General features: G+C 70.6%; 21 protein-coding genes. 10 read left to right on the plus strand and 11 right to left on the minus strand.

Annotation, left to right across the window (positions count from 1 at the left end; genetic code table 11):
• Window positions 1–20 precede the first annotated feature (20 nt).
• Window positions 21–833: a sterol desaturase family protein gene (locus NR798_RS46835; protein ID WP_375769148.1), complete on the plus strand. Its 813-nt coding sequence runs from the start codon at window positions 21–23 to the stop codon at window positions 831–833.
• Here the strand turns inward: NR798_RS46835 and NR798_RS46840 are convergent.
• The 3 genes from NR798_RS46840 to NR798_RS46850 all read right to left on the minus strand — a co-directional run bounded on the left by NR798_RS46840 (window position 776) and on the right by NR798_RS46850 (window position 5391).
• On the minus strand, window positions 776–1912 hold the full coding sequence (locus NR798_RS46840) for an aminotransferase class V-fold PLP-dependent enzyme (protein WP_375769149.1): 1137 nt from the start codon (window positions 1910–1912) through the stop codon (window positions 776–778). The genes NR798_RS46835 and NR798_RS46840 overlap by 58 nt on opposite strands.
• Window positions 1909–4545: an ATP-binding protein gene (locus tag NR798_RS46845; RefSeq protein WP_375769150.1), complete on the minus strand. Its 2637-nt coding sequence runs from the start codon at window positions 4543–4545 to the stop codon at window positions 1909–1911. Before NR798_RS46845 ends, NR798_RS46840 begins: the two co-directional genes overlap by 4 nt.
• 159 nt (window positions 4546–4704) lie before the next feature.
• Window positions 4705–5391, minus strand: coding sequence for a CHAP domain-containing protein (locus NR798_RS46850; protein ID WP_375769151.1), 687 nt, complete (start codon window positions 5389–5391; stop codon window positions 4705–4707).
• Between the two features lie 319 nt (window positions 5392–5710).
• Between NR798_RS46850 and NR798_RS46855 the strand changes: the two genes are divergently transcribed.
• On the plus strand, window positions 5711–6136 hold the full coding sequence (locus NR798_RS46855; RefSeq protein WP_375769152.1) for a hypothetical protein: 426 nt from the start codon (window positions 5711–5713) through the stop codon (window positions 6134–6136).
• 193 nt (window positions 6137–6329) lie between these two features.
• On the opposite strand, the gene NR798_RS46860 is transcribed toward NR798_RS46855, so the two are convergent.
• Entirely contained in the window at window positions 6330–6755 is a 426-nt protein-coding gene (locus NR798_RS46860; protein WP_375769153.1) for a hypothetical protein, read from the minus strand.
• 11 nt (window positions 6756–6766) lie between these two features.
• Window positions 6767–7918, minus strand: a complete 1152-nt coding sequence (locus tag NR798_RS46865; RefSeq protein WP_375769154.1) for a zinc-dependent alcohol dehydrogenase — start codon at window positions 7916–7918, stop codon at window positions 6767–6769.
• 277 nt (window positions 7919–8195) lie between these two features.
• Here NR798_RS46865 and NR798_RS46870 point away from each other — a divergent pair, with 277 nt between their 5' ends.
• The 4 genes from NR798_RS46870 to NR798_RS46885 are packed head-to-tail and all read left to right on the plus strand — an operon-like array spanning window position 8196 to window position 10847.
• A complete protein-coding gene (locus tag NR798_RS46870; protein ID WP_375769155.1) occupies window positions 8196–9137 on the plus strand; it encodes a DUF3445 domain-containing protein in 942 nt (313 codons plus the stop codon).
• Window positions 9138–9153: 16 nt separating this feature from the next.
• Window positions 9154–9759 (plus strand): macro domain-containing protein, encoded by a 606-nt coding sequence (locus NR798_RS46875; protein WP_375769156.1) that lies wholly within the window; start codon window positions 9154–9156, stop codon window positions 9757–9759.
• Window positions 9760–9816: 57 nt separating this feature from the next.
• Entirely contained in the window at window positions 9817–10269 is a 453-nt protein-coding gene (locus NR798_RS46880; protein ID WP_375769157.1) for a hypothetical protein, read from the plus strand.
• Entirely contained in the window at window positions 10266–10847 is a 582-nt protein-coding gene (locus NR798_RS46885; protein ID WP_375769158.1) for a hypothetical protein, read from the plus strand. Before NR798_RS46880 ends, NR798_RS46885 begins: the two co-directional genes overlap by 4 nt.
• Window positions 10848–10913: 66 nt before the next feature.
• On the opposite strand, the gene NR798_RS46890 is transcribed toward NR798_RS46885, so the two are convergent.
• The 4 genes from NR798_RS46890 to NR798_RS46905 all read right to left on the minus strand — a co-directional run bounded on the left by NR798_RS46890 (window position 10914) and on the right by NR798_RS46905 (window position 14195).
• On the minus strand, window positions 10914–11471 hold the full coding sequence (locus tag NR798_RS46890) for a hypothetical protein (protein WP_375769159.1): 558 nt from the start codon (window positions 11469–11471) through the stop codon (window positions 10914–10916).
• Window positions 11472–11482: 11 nt separating this feature from the next.
• Window positions 11483–12046, minus strand: coding sequence for a hypothetical protein (locus NR798_RS46895; RefSeq protein ID WP_375769160.1), 564 nt, complete (start codon window positions 12044–12046; stop codon window positions 11483–11485).
• A 143-nt stretch (window positions 12047–12189) separates the two neighbouring features.
• Window positions 12190–13407, minus strand: coding sequence for a hypothetical protein (locus tag NR798_RS46900; RefSeq protein ID WP_375769161.1), 1218 nt, complete (start codon window positions 13405–13407; stop codon window positions 12190–12192).
• A gap of 206 nt (window positions 13408–13613) precedes the next feature.
• On the minus strand, window positions 13614–14195 hold the full coding sequence (locus tag NR798_RS46905) for a Uma2 family endonuclease (RefSeq protein ID WP_375769162.1): 582 nt from the start codon (window positions 14193–14195) through the stop codon (window positions 13614–13616).
• Between the two features lie 171 nt (window positions 14196–14366).
• On the opposite strand from NR798_RS46905, the gene NR798_RS46910 reads away from it, so the two are divergent.
• A complete protein-coding gene (locus NR798_RS46910; RefSeq protein WP_375769163.1) occupies window positions 14367–15146 on the plus strand; it encodes a protein kinase in 780 nt (259 codons plus the stop codon).
• A gap of 16 nt (window positions 15147–15162) precedes the next feature.
• On the opposite strand, the gene NR798_RS46915 is transcribed toward NR798_RS46910, so the two are convergent.
• Together NR798_RS46915 and NR798_RS46920 are read right to left on the minus strand one after the other, a co-directional pair.
• Window positions 15163–15570 carry a hypothetical protein gene (locus tag NR798_RS46915; protein ID WP_375769164.1) on the minus strand — a complete coding sequence of 136 codons (408 nt, stop codon included), beginning with the start codon at window positions 15568–15570 and terminating at the stop codon, window positions 15163–15165.
• A gap of 26 nt (window positions 15571–15596) precedes the next feature.
• Entirely contained in the window at window positions 15597–17000 is a 1404-nt protein-coding gene (locus NR798_RS46920; protein ID WP_375769165.1) for a PLP-dependent aminotransferase family protein, read from the minus strand.
• 163 nt (window positions 17001–17163) lie between these two features.
• Between NR798_RS46920 and NR798_RS46925 the strand changes: the two genes are divergently transcribed.
• The 3 genes from NR798_RS46925 to NR798_RS46935 all read left to right on the plus strand — a co-directional run bounded on the left by NR798_RS46925 (window position 17164) and on the right by NR798_RS46935 (window position 19938).
• Window positions 17164–18231: a branched-chain amino acid aminotransferase gene (locus tag NR798_RS46925; RefSeq protein ID WP_375769166.1), complete on the plus strand. Its 1068-nt coding sequence runs from the start codon at window positions 17164–17166 to the stop codon at window positions 18229–18231.
• A gap of 108 nt (window positions 18232–18339) precedes the next feature.
• Window positions 18340–18774, plus strand: a complete 435-nt coding sequence (locus NR798_RS46930) for a PaaI family thioesterase (RefSeq protein ID WP_375769167.1) — start codon at window positions 18340–18342, stop codon at window positions 18772–18774.
• An 81-nt stretch (window positions 18775–18855) separates the two neighbouring features.
• A complete protein-coding gene (locus tag NR798_RS46935; RefSeq protein WP_375769168.1) occupies window positions 18856–19938 on the plus strand; it encodes an enoyl-CoA hydratase/isomerase family protein in 1083 nt (360 codons plus the stop codon).
• Window positions 19939–19965 lie beyond the last annotated feature (27 nt).

Genomic DNA, 19965 nt, shown 5'->3' on the forward strand with positions numbered 1-19965 from the left:
GAGCGGAAGGAGCACTTCACATGGACCCCGTCATCGAGTGGCTGCGCACCGTGCCGCTGTGGCAGGCCGCGCTCGTCTTCCTGGCCAAGAACGTGCTCGTGCTGGGGGTGGCCGTGGCCCTGGGAGAGTGGCTGCGCCGGCGCTTCGCCCACCGCCGCGTGGCCCCCGAGGCGCTTCCGCTCCAGCGGGAGGAGTGGGTGCTCGCCACGGGGTGCGCCGTGCTCAACTCGGTGGTGACCTTCGCCGGCCTGCTGCTGTGGCGCGAGGGGCTCATCCGCTTCCGGCTGGACGGGGGCCCGCGTGTGCTGGTGGACATACTGGTGCTGGTGGGGGTGATGGACCTGGGCATGTACCTGCTGCACCGCACCGCGCACCTGCCGTGGCTCTACGGCTGGCTGCACGCGCCCCACCACCGCTACGAGCGCGCCCGGCCCCTCACCCTCTTCGTGCTCAGCCCGCTGGAGGTGCTCGGCTTCGGCGGCCTGTGGCTCGCGGTGTGTATGGCCTACGAGGCCTCGTGGGCCGCCATGCTGCTCTACCTCGTCTTCAACACCCTCTGGGGCCTGCTGGGCCACCTGGGCGTGGAGCCCTTCCCGGATGGCTGGGTGCGCTGGCCCGGCCTGCGCGCCGTGGCCACCACCACCTTCCACGCCCGGCACCACCTGGACCAGGCCCACCACTACGGCTTCTACACCCTCGTGTGGGACCGGCTCTTCGGCACGCTCGCCCCGGACTACGAGGCCTCCTTCGGCCGCTCGCAGGTGCAGCCGCCCGCTCACACCAGCGCGTCCAGCTCCTCCAGCAGCCGGTCCACGTCCGCCTCGGTGTTGTAGAGGTGGGGGGACACGCGGATGCTGTCGCCGCGCACGCTCACGAACACCTTGCGCGCCGCCAGCTTCGCCGCCACCTCCGGGCCGTAGCCTCCCCGCCGCTTCAGCCCCACCATGTGCCCCGCCCGCTGCGTCTCCGGCGGCACCTCCAGCGTGAGCGCCCTCGCCCCCTTCGCCACCCGCTCCGTCAGCGCGCGCAGCGTCTCCTGCACGTCCGCCACGCCCCACTTGAGCAGCTGACTCAGCGCCGCCATCGCCATCGGCACCAGCACGAAGTTGCTGCGCTCCCCCACGTCGAAGCGCCTCGCCCCCGGCTGGAAGTCGTCCCGGTAGTCCACCAGCCGCGCGAAGTCCTCGCTCCCCCCGCGCATCAGCCAGTTGTGCTCGATGGGCCGGCCCTCTCGGAAGCGTGGCGCCACGTACAGGTAGCCCTGGCTGTAGGGCCCCATCAGCCACTTGTAGCCCGCCGCCGCCAGGAAGTCCGGCTTCACCTCCGCCACGCTCAACGGCAGCGCGCCCAGCGACTGCGTCGCGTCCACCGCCAGCGCCGCGCCCACCTCGCGCGCCCGCTGCCCCACCCGCACCAGGTCCACCAGCCCTCCGTCCGTCCAGTGGCAGTGCGGCACCGCCACCAGCGCCGTGCGCTCGTCCAGCTCCGCGAGCAGCGCGCGCGTCCAGTCCCCGTCCTCCGGCTTGCGCACCGTCACCACCTGGCCTCCGGCGCGCTCGGCCAGCTCGCGCCACGGGTACACGTTGGAGGGGAACTCCTCGGCCAGCACCAGCAGCCGCTGTCCCACCTTCACCGGCACGTTCGCCGCCGCCACCGCCAGCCCGTAGCTCGCCGAGGGCACCAGCGCCACCCCGTCCGCGTCCGCGTCCACCAGCCGCGCGAAGAGCTTGCGCAGCGCCTCCGAGTCCGTGAAGAAGTCCTCGGGCCGCAGCTGCCACGGCCTCGCCTTGCGCATCACCGCTTCCTTCCCCACCTCGCTCACCGCGTGCAGCTGCGGCGACATGTACGCGCAGTTGATCCACGTGACGTCATCGGGCAGGTCGAAGAGGTGGCGCTGGGCGGGAAGGATCATGGCCCCCCGAGCATAGCGTGTGCCCCCGCCTCCGCGGCGTCCGGCGGCAGCTCCACGGTGAACGTCGAGCCCCGGCCCACCTCGCTGTCCACGAGGATGGCGCCCCCCAGCGCGCTGACTATCTGCTGGGTGATGTGCAGCCCCAGCCCCAGCCCTCCATAGTGGCGCTCGGACACGGCGCGCTCGAACTTGCCGAAGATGCGGCCGCGGTGCTCCGGCGCGATGCCGATGCCCTCGTCCCGCACCGACAGCCTCGCCCGGCCCTCCTCCCACTCCACCCGCACGTGGATGGGCCGGCCCGCCCCGTACTTGAACGCGTTGGTCAGCAGGTTCGTCACCACCTGCTCCAACCGCAGCCTGTCCCACTGGCCCACCACCGCCGTCCCGTCCACCAGCTCCACCTCGCAGCCCGCCCGCGCCGCCTCGGACGACAGCTGCTCGAGCACCTCGCGCACCACCGCCCCCAGGTCCACCGCCTCCAGGTGCAGCGGCAGCCGGCCCCGCGCCAGCTTCGCCACGTCCAGCAAGTCATTCACCAGCCCCGCCAGCTTGCGCACCTGCGACTCGCAGCCGCGCACCGCCCGCAGAATCCGCTCGGGCGCCACCGGCTCGCCCCCCTGCCCCTCCACCGCCCGCCGCAGGCCCTGCAACTGCAACCGCAGCGGCGTCAGCGGCGTCTTCAGCTCGTGCGAGGCCACCGCGAGGAACTCGTCGCGCAGCCGCACCGAGCGCTGCGACTCCAGGAAGAGCCGCGCGCTCTCCAACGCCGCCGCCAGCCGGTGCGCCAGCTCCTGCCCCATGGCGAGGTCCTCCGGGCCATGGCGCCGCCGCGGCATGCACGCCCCCAGCGTCACCAGCCCCAGCGCCCGCTCGTGCGAGCGCAGCGGCACCACCAGCACCGAGCACGCCTCCCCCTCGTCCAGCACCTGCCCGAGCGGCACGAAGCGCGGCGACAGGTGCCTCCACGTCTCCGCGCCGAAGTCCTGGAAGAGCAGCGGCTCGCCCGAGTGCAGCGCGTCGAGCAGCGGCCCCCCGGAGTCGTGCAGCGAGGGCGAGGGCCAGGCCCGCCTCAGCCGCGGCTCCCGCGACTTGTCCTCATGGGCCACGGCCGCGCGGCGCAGCTCGCCCTCGGGCGTCACCAGGTCGATGACACACCAGGAGGCCACCGTGACGCTCGCCAGACAGGCCACGTGCTGCAGCGTGGCGTCCGACACCTCCAGCGACTGGCCCAACACGCGGCTGGCCGTGGCGAGGAAGCGCACCGCCCCCTCCGCGCGCTTGAGGTCCGACAGGTCCAACACGAAGGTGAGGACGCGCTCCTGCTCCTCCACCTGCGCCGAGCCCGTCAGCACCGGCACGCGGCTGCCATCCCCCCGCAGCAGCTCCAGCTCGAAGGCGGTGGCCACCCCGCGCGACCACAGCTCGCGCAGCCCGCGCTCCCCGGCCTCCTTGCCCTCGGGCGGCACCAGCGCCTGCCACGGCAGCCCTCCCCGCTCCAGCTCCTCGCGGCCGTGCCCGACGAGCGCGAGGAAGGCGTCATTGGCCTCGTGGATGAGCCCGTCCTTGTCCGAGAAGGCCAGCCCCATCATGTCCGACTCCATGATGCGGCGGAACACGGCCTCGCCCTGGCGCAGGGACTTCTCCAGGCGCAGCCGCTCGGAGATGTCCTCGAGCATGGCCACCGCGGCCGTCACCCGGCCCTCGGCGTCGCGCACCGGCCCGGCGCTCACCGACAGGCTGAAGCGGGTGCCATCCGGGCGCTGGACCTCCATGACCTCGCCGCGCACCACCTCGCCCCGGGTGAGGGCCCGCACCAGCGGCCACTCCTCGGGGGTGTAGGGCCGCCCATCGGCGTGGAACCCGGGTCTGACGGCCGTGTACTCCTCCAGGCGCCAGTCCGGAGGCATGGGCTCTCCATGGAGGTGTGAGGTCTGCCGATTGCCCATCACCATCCGGCCGCTCGGGGCCTCGGCGAGGATGACGGCCTGGGGCAGTTGCTGGAGCACGGCCTGGAGGCGGCGGTGCTGCTGCTCCAGCTGGCGGCGGTGCTCCTCGGCCTCGGCCCGCGCCCGCTCGGCCTGCTCGCGCAGCTCGCGCTCACGCGCGTAGAGGTGGGCGCGCTCCAGCGCCTGCGCGCACTGCCGCGAGACCAGGCAGGCGAAGTCCCTGTCCTCCTCGGCGAACCCCCGCTCCCGCTCGAAGCCGAGCGTCAGCACGCCCAGCACCCGCCCCTCCACCTCCAGCGGCAGGCTCGCCCAGGCGCGCTGGTGGCTCAAGGGCACGCCATCCATCGCCGGGTAGCGCGCGCGCAGCGCCTCCAGCGATTCGAGCCACACCGGCTCGCCCACGCGTGCCGCCTCGGCGATGGGCACCGGCGCCGCCAACGGGAGACACCCCCACTGCTCCCTGTCCACCTCGGGCAGCCCCACCAGATGGACGAGCCGCAGCACTCCGGGCTCCTCCAGCAGGTAGATGGAGCAATCGGTGGCGCCCATCGCGGGCCCGGCCTGCTGGACGATGACGCTGGCCACCTGCTCGGGCGTGAGGGCCTGCGACAGCTTGCTCGTCACCTTCTGGAGCCGCAGCAGCCGCTCCACCGTCCGTCGCGCACTGGGCTGCCGCGTCTCGCTCACCCGTACCCCGTGGGCAGGAGTCCACCCCTTCAACAGCCCCCGCGCCGCTCCTTCCTCCTGCCCCGCGGGGTGGGCCGGTTCGGGGAGGATGGGGGAGGGAGCGGACCCCTGGGTGCACGCTCGCCGCCCGAAGTCCGTGGCCCCCTCGGCGAAAGGGGGCTACAGGCGCGCGGCCGAGGCGTAACCGCTGAAGAGCTCGCTGGCCAGTCGCGCGCGCTCGCCGCCCTCGGCCCGGCGGATGTAATCGTTCCACACGTGCCCGCCCTTCCCGCGCTGGCCGGGGTGGAGCAGGTTCATCCGCGAGCGCTTCACCCCGCTGCCCCCGCGGTGCACGAAGACGACGGTGCCATCGCGCTCCACGGACTCGATGACGCCCACGTGCGTCAGCCCGTCGTTGCGCTCGCCATCGCGGTTGCGGTCATACGTCTCGCGGAAGAAGACGATGTCGCCGGGCTTCGGCATGCGCTTGTGCAGGGCCCCCGCGCGCTGGGCGCGGCGGTGGATGGCGCTCACCGCGTTCTCCCCGGGCAGCGTGCCGTGCGAGAGCAGCTCGATGCCCACGGCCTGGTAGGCGGCGCGCACCAGCCCGGAGCAGTCGTCCGGCACGCGGTAGGTGGCCAGCGAGGCCCCCACCAACTTCCCGGCGCGGCTGGCCACGCGCCGTCCCTTGGGCAGGGGCGTGAGAGGCCGCTTCTTCTTGGCGGGCGTGGTGGCACGGGTACGCGTGGAGACCGCGGCCTTCTTCGACTTCGCCGCGGGCTTCACCGGTCCACGCGGTGCGGCCACGGCCGGAGCCGTGCCGAGCACCGCGAGCATCAAGGGGAGCAGGAGCTTGCGAAGCATCATGCGGGCAGACGAGCGTACCGCTCCGCGCATTCACCCGCGAGGCGCCGGGGCCCCCACTTCCCGTGCCCGCCTGTTCACCAGACTACGGCTCGCGAGTGGGGACACGAGCGTGTTCGTGAGGGAAGTGCCTCCACGCGGCGACCGTGACCCACACGCCAGGAACCCGGCCCCCGAAAGACAGCCAGGCAGCTGCCGTTGACATGACTTCGGAAGTAGGGTTCTCCTCGGGGTGTTCAACTGCGGGAGCCAACCAATGCAAGTACCCTCTCAGGTGGTTAGGTATGATGGGCGGTCTGGAGGTCCACCCGTGGGAGGAGCCGTGTTCCGTCCTGACGTCATCGTGCGGGGAACCGATCGTCCCCTGCTCCGGCTCGCGGTCGGAATCAGGACGCGAAGGGATGACCTGGAGCAGGCGGCGCGACAGCTCTGGCAGTACATGGCCGGCGAGGCGTGCCCGCTCGGCCTGTTGGTCACTCCCGAGTGGACTCACGTCTACCAGAAGACCTACTCGGACACTCCGGACTCCATCCAGGAGCTCGCGGTCGTGGAGACCCCCGTCCTCCTCGATACGCGCGGTGTCGTCGAGAACGGTCCCTTGCTGGAGAGCGCCGTCAGAGGGTGGTTGGAGACCCTGGTCCGGCATCCGGGAATCCCCCTGCATCACACGGGAGAGGCCGCTCGAATCGAGGATCATCTCCTGCCCGCCCTGGTGGATGCGGAGGTGACGGTGGTCGGCTTCCGATGAGGCACGTCTTCGTCGAGAGCAATTGGGTGTTCGCCTGCTGTGCGCCCCGGCATCTGCGGAGTCCCTTCGCCGAGCAGCTCCTGCAGAAGGCTCGCGCTGGCGAGTTGAAGCTCCACCTTCCCGCCATCTGTTTGAGGGAAGGTGGAGACGCCATCCGCAAGAAGTGCCAGCCCCGCGTCCCCCAGGGAGTGCGCTACGTGCGCAGCCGTCCCAGCAGCCAGCTTCCGCCCACCAGGCTCAGCACCGTGCCCAGCGATTTCGCCGGACTGCGCAGCAGCCGCGACTCCAGCACGTCCACGCGGTCCGCCACCAGCAGCAGCATCACGTGCCGCACCCGGTTCTCCGGAATGGCATACGCCACCCGCCGCAGCACCCCGCTCAGGCCCTTGGGCGGGGCCGCCGTGCCGAACGCCGGCGTCAGCTCGTCCAGCTCCGCCCGCTTGAGCACCGGGAAGTCCGGCGGCGGCTGGCGCTCCGGCCGCTCCCAATGCGCGCCCCCGCGCGGCTCCGGCTTCAACAGCATGGGCACTCCGGGCCGGTTCGCCGGGTCTCCATCCACGCCCCAGCCGGGAATGTCCGCGTGCACCTGCTCGGCCATCGTCATGTCTTGCTCCGCCATCCCGTGTCTCCTCACGCATGCCCGTGCGGCAACAGCACGCACTTGACGCACCCATCCAGCTTCTTCTCGAAGAGCTCGTACGCCCGCGAAATCTCGGCGAGCGGGAACCGGTGCGTGATGATGCCCTTGGCGTCGATGCGCCCCGCGCGGATGTGCTCCAGCAGGTGCGGCATGTAGCGCTTCACGTTGCACTGGCCCATGCGCAGCGTCAGTCCCTTGTTCATCGCCGTGCCGATCGCCACCATGTTCCACGGCGGCCCGTACACGCCGATGATGGAGACGGTGCCGCCCTTGCGCGCCGATTGAATCGCCCAGTTGATGGCCGTGGGCGAGCCCGCCTCCAGCTTCAGCTTCACGCCCAGGATGCTGTGCATCGCCGAGCCCTCGGCCTCCAGGCCCACCGCGTCGATGCACACGTCCGGCCCGCGCCCCTGCGTCAGCTCCTTCAAGGTGGCGACGATGTTCTCCTCGTCCTTGAAGTTGAGCGTCTCCACCTGGGCGTACTTGCGCGCGAAGTCCAGCCGGTACTCGAGGCTGTCCACGGCGATGACGCGCCCGGCGCCCAGCAGCCACGCCGACTTCATGGCGAACATGCCCACCGGGCCGGCACCGAACACCACCACCGTGTCCCCGGGCTGGATGTTGCCCATCTCCGCCCCCTGGTAGCCGGTGGGCAGGATGTCGCTGAGGAAGAGCACCTCCTCCTCCTCCATGTCGTCGGGAATCTTCATGGGCCCCACGTCCGCGAAGGGCACGCGCACGTACTGCGCCTGGCCGCCCTCGTAGCCGCCCGTGGTGTGCGAATACCCGTACACCCCCGAGGCCATCTCGCTGTTGGGGTTGGTGTTCTCGCAGCAGGCCGTCAGCCCGCGCTTGCAGTAGAAGCAGGTGCCGCACGAGATGTTGAAGGGCACCACCACGCGGTCCCCCGGCTTGAGGGAGCGCACCGAGGAGCCCACCTCCTCCACCACCCCGGCGAACTCGTGGCCGAAGGTGCACCCCACGCGCGTGTCGGTGATGAAGCCATGGAGCAGGTGCAGGTCCGAGCCGCAGATGGCAGAGCGCGTCACCCGGATGATGGCGTCATTGGGGTGCAGGATGACGGGGTCCGGCTTGTTCCCCACTGCCACCCGGTAGGGCCCCTCGTAGATCATGGCTTGCATTGTCGCTTCCCTCCCTCGCGCGCCGCCCTGGCGACACCGATGCACGACAAGCTACGCACCGGCCCGGGCGCGGGGGCTCCTGTCCAAGCGGGTGCAACAGCCCCTTCCGCCCCAGCAACGGCCACCGGAGGGCCCGCCTGCCCGGCCGCCGCCTTGCGCACCGCGGCACGTCTCCACAGGAAAACCCCATCCGTTCAATGAACCGCGCTCGTCACGAGGAACGGTTGTTCCCAGGAGAGGCCCGGGCCGTAGAATCGGGACTGGGAGAGCCCCCAACGTGTTGCCCTACTTCCCCTTCGAGCAGGACCGCTACGCGATGACGCTGGGCGTGCGCGCGCTGCGGCCCGGCGAGTCCCTCATCGAGGTGGACGAGGCGCACTACGCGGGCGAGCTCGCGCTCAAGGCCTCGCTGCTGGGCGCCCACCCGCGCGCCCGCTTCCAGGCCCTGCCCGGCACCGAGCCGCACCAGTGGGAGACGGTGACGGTGCTGCTGCCGCTGATGGCACGGCAGAATCCGCGGCACTTCGCGCTGGAGGTGGAGGGCGAGCGCTGGCGCTGGCGCAACCTGCTGCTCGGCACCGAGACGTGCTTCACGCCGGGGGACGCGGGCAGCCTGCCCCACGCGCCGCTGGACTGGCTGGGCCGGCAGGTGCAGGAGGATCTGCTGCTGATGGACGGCACGCGCGAGGGGATGCCCATGATGGCCGGGCAGCTGTGCTTCCCCTCCATGTGGAGCCTGGACGAGAAGATGGGGCGCTCGCTGCTCGACATCCACGTGCCGGTGCCGGGCTTCGGCGAGAAGCTGGGCGGCGCCACGCTGCGGCTGATGGAGGGGCTCAAGGCGGGGCGCACCGTCACCCGCTGCAACTGGGCCGTCACGGTGACGGACCGGATGGACCTCGAGCCCGGGACGCTGCCGGAGTGGCGGCACCTCTTCGAGGGGGTTACGCGGGAGAACGCGGGGGAGCGTTGCTTCCTGCGGCTGGAGCGGCAGACGCTCTCGCTGATGCCGCGCACGGGCGCCATCCTCTTCACCATTCACACCTACCGCGCCCCGGTGGCCGGCGAGGTGGAGGACGCGGAGCGCCGCCGCCGGCTCGCCAACGTGCTGCGTACGGTGCCCGAGGACGTGAGCGCGTACAAACGGCTCACCCCCGTCCGCGAGCCGCTCCTGGCCTGGCTGGACGCCGAGCCGGTGACGCGGGCGGCCAACTCCTGACGGAGAGGAGCGCGGGATGCGCGTCGAGGCGTTCGTGGGCTCCCTCACCGACTCCCGGGTGGGGGCGCATGCCCTCCTCAATGCCTGCAATCCGGAGCTGGGGCTCGGCAGCGGGGTGAGCGGAGCCATCCGCGAGGCCTGCGGCGGCGCCACGTACCAGCGCGAGGTGCGCGAGCGCCTGGAGGAGGAGTTCGGCGAGCCCCTCCAGCCCGGGGACTGCCTGGTGACGGGGCCCGGCGTCAGCACCGCGTTCCGCTGGGTGCTGCATGTGCCGTCCGTGGACTACCGGCGGGCGGACGCCGAGACCGGCGGGCCCACCGGCCCCTCGCGCGTGAGGGCGTGCTTCCGCTCGGCGCTCGAGGAGTCTCTCGCGCTCGCCCGGGAGCACGGGCTGGGCGGGCAGTTCGTACTCGCGACGCCGCTCTTGGGAGCGGGCCACGGAGGGCTGGGCCCCATCGTGACGCTGGACGTGTTGATGGGCGCGCTGCGGGACTTCCTGCACGAGAGCCCCGCGGAGGAGCGCGAGACGCTCGCGCGCGTCGTCTTCGCCGTGCTCACGCCCGAGCAAGCCCGGCTCGTGGCGCTCGCGGCCGGCAAGCAGGGGCTGCCCTTCGCCCCGTGAGGAGCCCACCCGAACGTGAACACTCCAAGACAGACTGCACGGTTCGAGCTACTTGCCATGTTGCTCGCCATCTTCTCGGGATGCGTCCCCTCCGGACGAACCAGAACCATTGTCACGGGGGCCATCGAGCCCAGACACTTCCAGTTCGTGACGGTCGTCAAACAGACCGGCGACGAGCCGGGCGGCTGGCGCGCCGCATGCGTTCACGTCAACATCCAGCGTGTTACGGGAGAGTCCTTCCTTTGCAGATTCGGAGTGGACGTACCCATCGAGAACGATGACGGTCACTTCTCCGTCCCACTCGCACAGCGCATCGCGGCGGAACGCGCCAATGAAGCCGCCCGTCTCGTCTTCAGCTCCGCCACACCCGCATCTGGTCTCGGTCTGTTGTGCGAGGCTTTCAAAACGGAATTCGGAACTTTGTTGGGCGCCTCCATCCGCGGCTCGCGAGTGAAGACGGCCTGCCATGAGAAGACCATCCCCGTTCAATTTGGAGAGTTCGTTCCATGAGTCCAACGAACCTGACAACAGAGCAGTTGCTCTCCATTGCAAGGGAGTACTGGCGCACGGACAGGTACCAGCATCTCACCCAAGAGCCGAGCCCCGAGGACGATAAGCGCGAAGCGCGCTGGAAAGAAGTGCTCCAGAAGGTCGACCGATGGCATGCGTTCCTGGCTGACCTCAAGCAAGCGCTTCCCGACTTCACCATCGGAGATGGCACCGCGACCCCGGACGCGTGCTTTCGCTGTGTTGCCTATCCCGTCAAAGGCCGGCCGCTGCCTCCATTCGACTGGGTCGTCGTGGGTTGCATCAGCATCCTGGCGCCCATCTACATGCTCTATGGAGTCGAGTTCGAGCGGGCCGGCAAGGTGCGGCTCGGTTCCAAGGTCAGCTTCGAGCCCCTGCCTCCCCAGATGAGGCACCCCGCCGAGGTCTTCGCCCGGAAGATCGAGGAGACCTTCGGCGTCAGCGCGCTCCCGCGTGAAGTCGCCGAACTCCCCGTCCCACTCGTCGTGGAATGGAAGGAGCCTCCAGAGACGAGGCTCTTCCACGCACTCTTCTCGAATCAGCCCGAGAGTGTACCGTGAGCACCCACCCGTTTCCCGGGCCGCTCAGCCGTCTACCTCATGTCACGCGGTCCCCCCCTGGCGTGCTCAAGGGATGATTTCGGGCCTGCTCGCGAAGAGCGCATGAAAAAGAGTGGTCTCTGGCGGCGCTCTCCACTCCACGAAAAGGGGGATGGGGGTCTCGGCCACTTCCCGAGGAAGCGCACTCGCGCCGAAGCCGGCCTCGATCTTCCTGGCCATGACACGAGCGGGCTGCTGCATTTCAGCCGGAAGCGGCTCGAAGCAAATCCTGATGACCCTTCGTCTTTCCTCGGTCTCCTCGAACTCCAGGCCGTACACCGTGAGTACCGGCGCGAGAATACTGAGGCACCCGACAACCGCGAAGTGGTGTGGATCAGTCCGGCCCGAGTAGGCGATACACCGGAAGCTGGCATCCGAGGTCGCAGTACCATCACCGATGTTGAATCCAGGCAACTCCACCTCGAGCTCATCCAGGAGTGCCCACCACTTGTCGAGCTTCTTGAGCTCTTGCTGCCACAAGGCCTGGAGCCGCTCGAGCTCAGGGCTGGCCTCTCCCCTGAGGTAATACTCCTCGGTGGAGGGCCAGTAGTGACGGACGATCGAAAGCAACTGCTCCGGCGACATAGGCATCTCGGTTACGGAGGGATGACCAGGACAGGCTTGGCGAGCGCATCGCACGTTCTCGTCACCCTCGCCCCCATGATGGTGTCATTGAGAATCAAATGATATTCGGTCTTGAAGGCCTCGCATGCGATGCCCATGGGAGTTTCTTTGGGGGTCAAGCGCAGGATGTTCTTCGCGGCCAGGTTGGCGCACTTCGCGGCGACGCCCTGCGCCCGCTCCACCGGAATGTATCCTTGCCTCCCATTCTCGACGGGCACCTCAACCCCGAACCTGCACAGAAACAGCTCCCGCGTGGCGCTCTTCCTGATACCTACGTGAACACACGCCACCCGCCAGCCTCCCGCTCCCTTGCCGCGCTTCGAGACCTGATTGACGAACTGGAAGTGTTCCGGTTTGAGGCTTCCCTCGACCGTGGCACATCCTGAGAGCAGCAGGAGCAACAGCGGAAGCCCAAGCAGCCCCGCGAACTGCCTGGGAACAAAGCGTGCCGCGGAAAGCGCCAGCACAGACAGGGCGAAAGTCCGCGGCTCGGGCCGCCAACGCGCAACCAGCGGGCAGTCGCCCTGACCGGACATGGCTACACCTCCCAGGGGTCTAGGCACGAGCCGCGAGTCAGCCCGGCACTCCACCCAGTGGGAGACAGTGAAATCACGGGTGGATTGCCGTCAAGCGCTCGGGGTTGATGTGGAAAGCAGTCAACCCTTCGTCCGAGGTCCTTTCAGTAGCAGGCGCCGATCGGGATGTACCGGCACACACCATCCGGCCCGCAGCTGTCCGTGGTGCACGCCTTCCCGTCGTTGCACTTGCTGCCGTCCACCGCATCGCCGGGACAGGTGGCACTCGCGCCCGTGCACTTCTCCACCACATCGCAGTCCCCACGCGCCGCGCGGCAGACGTAGCCCGCGGGCTGGAGTCTGTCCGCCGGGCACGCCGGGTTCACGCCATCACACGTCTCGGCCGCGTCGCATGCGCCCACCGGCGCACTGCACACCGTCCCCGCCGCCACCTTCTGGTCTCCGGGGCACGCAACCGCCTGGCCATCGCACCGCTCCTCGACGTCACACCCGCCCCGCGACGGCCGGCAGACGATGTCGTTGCCGATGCGCTTGTCCGCCGGACACACGCCCGCGGTGCACACCTCCTCCTGGTCGCACACGCCCGCCGCCGCGCGGCACGTCCTCGCCTGACAGTCCGGGTCCGCGCAGTCCACCAGCCCATCACAGTCGTCGTCCTTGCCGTCTCCACACGCCAGCTCGGTGGAGCCTCCCGGGCAGGCACAACTCCCGCCTCCGCACACCTTCCCGTTGGCACCACAGGACTTCGTGTTGCAATCCGGGTCCCTGCAGTCCGCGAGTCCATCGCAATCATTGTCCTGCCCGTCGGTGCACCGGCTCTCGGCCTGCTCCGTCTTCGCGCATACGCACGTGCCCGTCGCCGTGTCACACCGGGGCGTCGGGCCACCGCACTGCGCATCCGCGACGCAGCTCACGCACGTGCGCCTCGACGCATCGCACAGCCCCGAGCAGCTCTCGCAGGCCGCGCCTCCCTTGCCGCAGGACGCGTGCGCCGTGCCCGGCACGCACGTGTTCCCCTGACAGCAGCCATCCGCGCATGAGCCCGAATCACAGACGCACTGGCCGCTCACGCAGCGCTGCCCCTGCTCGCACGTCTCGCACTCGCCCCACGTCCCGTCCGCCCCGCACGTCTGCACTCCCGCGCAGCCCTCCTCGCAGGCGCGCTTCGCCCCCACCACGCACTTCGTCTCCTCCTCCGGCGCCTCGGTACACACGCTGTCCACGCACACCTCGCCGCGCGGACACTCCCAGCCCTGCTCGGGCGCGCACCGCAGCTGCGCGGGCTCGACCGGCCCACACCCCAAGGCCACGCACAGCAACCCCACGCATCCCAGCAGCCACTGCGCCGGACGCGAACCCACGCCACCCACCACTGCTCCCACTCCTCGACCCATGACGATGACTCCCCCAACACTGGCACCCGGCCAGAGAACGGTTCGGAGAGCCGCTCAAAGCAACCGGCCTGCCAGCACCACCCGTCGAGAGAGAACACGCTCCGCTCCCCCTCTCCGGGCATCCATCGCGAGAGACCTTCATCCCGCTGGAGCAACACTCCGCGAACGCGGGGTCACCGGCTCGCCGCAGCCCGCTCCAACCAGAGCAGGCCCAGCCGGAGCGGCACCGCGTCGAAGGGCTCGGCGCGCACCGGCTCCTCGCCCTCGTGCGTCGCGGTGAGCACCCAGCCGGAGGGCTCTCTCCGGTACACCTCCAGCGTGCGCGCGAGCGGGTCGATGAGCCACGCGTGCACCACACCCTCACGGTGGTAGATGGGCAGCTTGCGCTTGCGGTCGACGTGGACCGTGGAGGGCGAGAGCACCTCGCACACCCAGTCCGGAGCGAGCGTCACGAAAGGCTCCTCTGGAGCGGGGAGCTTCGGCATGCGCTCGCGGCGCCAGCCGGCCAGGTCCGGCACGAGGATGTCCCGGCCCAGGTGCAGCTCCGGCTCGTCGAGAATCCACCACCCGCCGGGCCCCCCCTCCCCCAAGATGAAGGGATTGGTCAGCCTGCCCCCCAACATGGAGGTGACAAGGGTGTGCCCCATGGCCGGACTCGGCGAGGCCACCAGCTCGTCCTCCAGAATCTCTCCCACCCACCCGACCGGCAGGGCCTCGATGTCCTCGTAGGTCGCCGGCTTCTTCCCGTTCGCCATCACACGCCTCCTGGCTGTCCGGCGGGGTTCAGGCCCCTCCGTGACTTCTCCAGTCTATCCACCCATCTGACATCTCAGGTAGGGTGGGGACTCCAGGCGTGACAGGCAACGTTCCAGGACATCCGGACGCCGGGCTACCCTGCCCCGCGCCGCCTGCATGGAGACATGGGAATGAGCGACACACCGGAATGGGATGGAGGCCCGCTGGGGCCGTATCGCGTCGGCAAGCGATACCGGGGCACCGGCCTGGGACTGGGGCGTCTCTTTCAGGCCCACAACACCGAGACGGGGGCCCCCGCCGTGGTGCTGATGCCCGGGCGGACCGGCGACTGGCGCCCCCTGGGCGGCTGGACCGTGCGCGTCACGAGCCAGAGCGTCCCTCCCTTCCTCGCGCTGGAGGTGGAGCAGGCCCCTGGGAACGTGGCCGGGGCCCTCCAGGAGCTGACCATGATGCTCCAGCGGCTCAGCACCGCGATGGCGCGTCTCGAGGACCGGCCGGACGCCCACGCCCATCTCACCCTCCCCGGCCAGCCCCAGCCCCCCGAGCCCACACCCCCGCCGCCCCGCCGCCGAGGGCTGCTCATGGGCGCCTGGGCCTTCGCGATGGCGGCACTCGCGGGAGCCGCCGTGCTGCTCGGTTCACCTCCACCCGAGCCCACTGGGGAGAAGCACGCTCCCGCCCTCGCCGCGGAGGCCCGCGAAGAGCCCGTCACCTTCATCACCACGCGCGACGCCACTCCGTCCATCATCGGCTATCCCATGCCGGATGCACCCTTCAAACAGCAGAAGAAGCCTCCCTGCCTCAAGGGTACGGAGGTCGAGATCCGTGGCGGCTGTTGGGTGCAGCTCGCGCACAAACCGCCCTGCCCCAAGAGCACGGCCGAGCACGAGGGCGCCTGCTACATGCCCGTGAGCAAGGAGCCCCCCGAGCCCCGCGCGCTGCTGCCCTGAGCGGCTCCGGGGTGCCTCAGTCGCTGGCCTGGTTGCCGAGCTCGAGGCCCACGGCCACCGCCACCGGGAGCACCAGGAGCAACGGGAATGCGAGGCCCCGGAGCGACAGGGACACCACGAGCAACGGCACCAGTCCCACGAGGAGCGCGCCGAGCCCCGCCCAGAAGGAGCCCCTGCCTCCGAGCAGGACGTGGCCCCCGAGTGCACCGAACAGCGCGCTCAGGGGCGTCCCCAGCACGACAATCAGCGTCGTCAGGTGCCCGAAGGACAGGAAGCCGGTGTCCCTGCCCATCGGGTAGCCGAGGACTTTGTCCAGGGCAGTGCCCCCGTACAGCCCGAGCCACCCCCCGAGCCCCAGCCCCACCACGCCCGTCACCATCGCGACGAGGCAGCGCACCACACTGAAAGGTTCCCGCTTCGCCATGCGTCCGCTCCTCGAGAGCCCCCGGCTCAGATGATGGCGGCGAGCGGCTCGGGCCCGGCGTCGAGCACCTCGCGCAGCCGCCGCAATCCCCGCTCCAACTGCGCGCGCGTGCGCGGTGCGCCGATGCTCACCCGCACCGCCGCCGGCACCGGCCCCAGCCCCGTGGTGAACAGCTCCGCCGACGTCACCGACACGCCGTTGCGCCTTGCCTGCGCCACGAACTCCTCGCTGCGCCGGCCCTCGGGCAGTCCCAGCCACAGGTGGTAGAGCGGGGCCAGCGCCGCCCGCGGCAGCTCGCGCCCGAGCACCCCGCGCACCAGCGCCAGCCGCTCGCCCACCTCCTGCCGCTGGCGCACCACCAGCTCGTCCGCCGTGCCGTCCTCCACCCAGCGCGCCAGCACCTCCGCCATCAGCGGCACCGTCATCAGCGAGGCCAGCCCCACCTCCTCGGCCAGCCGCTCGCCCCGCGCCCGCGCCGGGGCCACCAGGTACCCAATCCGCAGCCCCGGCGTGAGCAGCTTGGACACCCCGGCGATGAAGTAGCTCGCCTCGGGCAGGAAGCTCGCCAGCGGCGGCGGCCGGCTCTCCGGCAGCAGCCCGTACGAGTCATCCTCCAGCACCAGCACCCCGTACTTGCGCGCCACGTCGGCGATTCTCCGCCGCCGCTCCTCGGGCTGCACCGCGCCCGTCGGGTTGTGGCACGTGGGCTGGGTGTAGAGCAGCTTCGCCCCCACCCGGCATGCCGCCTCGAAGGCCTCGGGCACCAGCCCCTGCGCATCCATGGCCACGCCCTGCAGCCGCAGCTGGAAGCGCCTCGCCAGCACCTTCACCCCCGGGTAGGTGAGCGCCTCGGTGACGAGCGTGTCCCCCGGCCGGGTGAGCGCCGCCAGCGCCACCTCCATGGCGTGCTGTCCTCCCGCGCACACCACCACCTGCTCCGGCCTCGCCTGCAGTCCGAAGCGCGCGGCCCAGGCCGCTCCCGCGACGCGGTGCGCCGTGGTGCCCGCGGCCGGTTGGTACGCCAACAGCTCCGCCAGCCGCGGCGTCCGTCCCAGCTCCTCCAGCGAGCGGCGCAGCGCCTGGCTGGCGGGGTCGCCCTCCGGCGTGGCGGGCGCGTTGACGCCCAGCTCCACGGGCGAGTCGTCATGCGCCAGCTCCACCGGCGTGGGCATGTGCACGGGCACCTCGCGGTCCCTCACGTACGTGCCGCGCCCCACCTCGCCGCTCACCAGGCCCCGCTTCTCCGCCTCGGCGTAGGCGCGCGTCACCGTGCCCACCGTGACGCCCACCCGCTCGGCCAGCTCCCGGTGCGTGGGCAGCCGGGTGCCCGGGACAAGACGCCCCGCGTCAACGTCCTCCGAGAGGGCGTCCGCGATGGCCCGGTACAGCGGCCCATTGCGTCCTCGAAGCTCCGGCATCCAACTTGTCATGGTGACAATCGATACACTTGACGGAAAACGGCTGCCAACGTAACTGATTGTCTCGATTCTACCCTGGATTGTCACGACTTTCCGGGGCGGAAGCGCGAGCCACTGGGGTCGCCCGAGCCCTGGACGGAGAGCAGCCCGTCCCCTCTGCACGAGGAGCCGAAGCATGTTGCCCATCGAGGTCCAGCGCGCCCCCACCCTGAAGCCCAAGCCCTCCAACGAGGGGCTCGGCTTCGGCAAGTACTTCACCGACCACATGTTCCGGATGGACTACTCGCCGGAGCGGGGTTGGCACCAGGCGCGCATCCTCCCGCATGGGCCGCTGGGGTTGGACCCGGGCGCGGCGGTGCTGCACTACGCGCAGGCGGTGTTCGACGGCTCGAAGGTGTTCCGCGGCCAGGACGGGCAGCTGCGCGCCTTCCGGATTGATGACCACTGCAAGCGCCTGTACTCGAGCGCTGAGCGGCTGGCCATGGCGCCGGTGCCGCCGGAGCTGGCGCGCGAGGCGATTGAAGCGCTGGTGAAGGTGGATGCCGACTGGGTGCCGAGCGCCCCGGGCACGGCGCTGTACGTGCGGCCGACGGTGATCGCCTCGGAGGCGTTCCTCGGGGTGAGGCCGGCGGACAAGTACATCTTCTTCATCATCCTCAGCCCGGTGGGCAGCTACTTCGCGGGGGGCGCCGAGCCGGTGCGCATCTGGGTGGAGCAGCAGCACACGCGCGCGGCCAAGGGCGGCCTGGGTGGTGCGAAGGCGGCGGCCAACTACGCCGCGGGCCTGCAGGCCTCGATGGAGGCCAAGAAGCGCGGCTACGCGCAGGTGCTGTGGCTGGACGCGGCCGAGCACCGCTACATCGAGGAGGTGGGCACGATGAACCTCTTCGTGCGCATCGGCGATGAGGTCATCACCCCGCCGCTGGACGGCACCTTCCTGCCGGGCATTACGCGCGAGAGCGCGCTGACGCTGCTGCGCGACTGGGGCATGAAGGTGAGCGAGCGCAAGCTGTCGGTGGACGAGCTGCGCGAGGCGCACCAGAAGGGCGAGCTGCGCGAGGTGTTCGGCACGGGCACGGCGGCGGTGATTTCGCCGGTGGGCGCGCTGGGCTTCGCGCAGGGCCAGCTGGTGATTGGCGACGGCAAGGTGGGCGAGGTGTCCAAGCGCCTGTACGACACCGTCACCGGCATCCAGTACGGCACGCTGCCGGACCGCCACGGCTGGATGACGCTCATCAAGTAGGCCGAGCCGTCCGCGGTGACGCGGTGGTAGTACGGACCCGGGGAGGCGAGAGCCCCCGGGTCCCTCCCCGAGGCACCCGGTGGAGACCCCCACGAGCGAGGTCCACCGATGGAGCCGAGGAATCCCGAGTACGCCCAGCAGGTCGCGGACCTCTTCCGCCAGGCGGCCTTCGTCATGGACGTGGGCTACGAGCTGGTGGGCGTGACGCCCGGGCGGGTGGAGACGCGGCTGGTGGTGAAGCCGAGGCACCTGCAGCAGGACGGTGTCATCCACATGGGTGTGCAGGCGACGATGGCGGACCACACCGGGGGCGCGGCGGGGGGCTCGCTGATCGCCGCGGACCAGCTGGTGCTGACCACGGGCTTCACCATGAACCTGCTCCAGGCGGCGGTGGGCGAGGAGCTGCGCTGCCGTGCCCAGGTGCTGCGCGCCGGGCGCACGCTGTCGGTGGTGGAGTCCGAGGTGTTCGCCGTGGCCCGGGGCGAGGAGAAGCTCGTGTCGAAGGCCACGGTGACGCTGGCGGTGCTGCCCCGGAAGCGCTGACCTCCGGGCGCGGTGTTGGCAAAGTTGTCCAACAGTTGGACACGTTTGGAACGAGCGCGCCCGGATGCTATGCGCGCGGGCATGAACACGGATGTGCTGCTGGAGACGCGCGGGCCGGTGGGCCTGGTGACGCTCAACCGCCCCAAGGCGCTCAATGCGCTCGACCTGGGGATGATCCGCGCGCTGCACCCGGGGCTCGAGGCGTGGGCGAGGGACAGCCAGGTGAAGGCCGTCGTCATCCGCGGCGCCGGTGGCCGGGCCTTCTGCGCTGGCGGTGACGTGCGCGCCGTGGCCCTGTCGCTCGGCTCGCCCGCTGCCGAGGGACAGGAGCCGCTCTCCCGCTCCTTCTTCCGCGAGGAGTACCGGCTCAACCACCTCATCCACCACTACCCCAAGCCGTTCATCGCCCTGGTGGACGGCATCAGCATGGGCGGGGGGCTCGGGCTGTCGGTGCACGGCTCGCACCGCGTCGTCACCGAGCGGCTGGTGCTGGCCATGCCGGAGACGGCCATTGGCCTGTTCCCCGACGTGGGCGGCGGCTGGTTCCTCCCGCGCTTCCCGGGCGAGGCCGGCACGTACCTGGGCCTCACGGGAGCGCGGTGTACCGCCGCGGATGCGATGTGGCTCGGGTACGGGACGCAGCACGTGACGCACGACAAGCTGGAGGCACTCATCGAGGCGCTCGCGGCGGCGGACTGGAGCACGGGCGAGGCGCGCGCGGTGGCCACGCGGGTGCTGTCCGGCTTCGCCTCCGAGCCCGGGCACTCTCCGCTGAGCGCGCAGGCGGACGCCATCGACCGGTGCTTCGCGAAAAACAGCGTGGAGGAGATTGTCGCGGCGCTGGAGGCCGAGGGCACGCCGTGGGCCGGGGAGACGCGCGCCACGCTGGGGCGGATGTCTCCCACGAGCCTGAAGGTGACGCTGCGCCAGCTGCGGCTGTGCCGGGGCCGGCCCTACGACGAGACCGCTGTCGTGGAGTACCGGCTGAGCCAGCACGTCACCGCCCTGCCGGACTTCCGCGAGGGCATCCGCGCCGTGCTCGTGGACAAGGATAACAAGCCCACGTGGAACCCGCCCACGCTCGCCGGAGTGCACGATGCTGACGTGGAGGCGTGCTTCGCTCCGCTCGGCGCGCGGGACCTGGTGGTGACCGCGAGGGGATGAAAGAGAGAACCCTCCCCCCTCCCCGAG

It is taken from the genome of Archangium gephyra (assembly GCF_042230915.1).
Lineage (GTDB): Bacteria > Myxococcota > Myxococcia > Myxococcales > Myxococcaceae > Archangium > Archangium gephyra_B.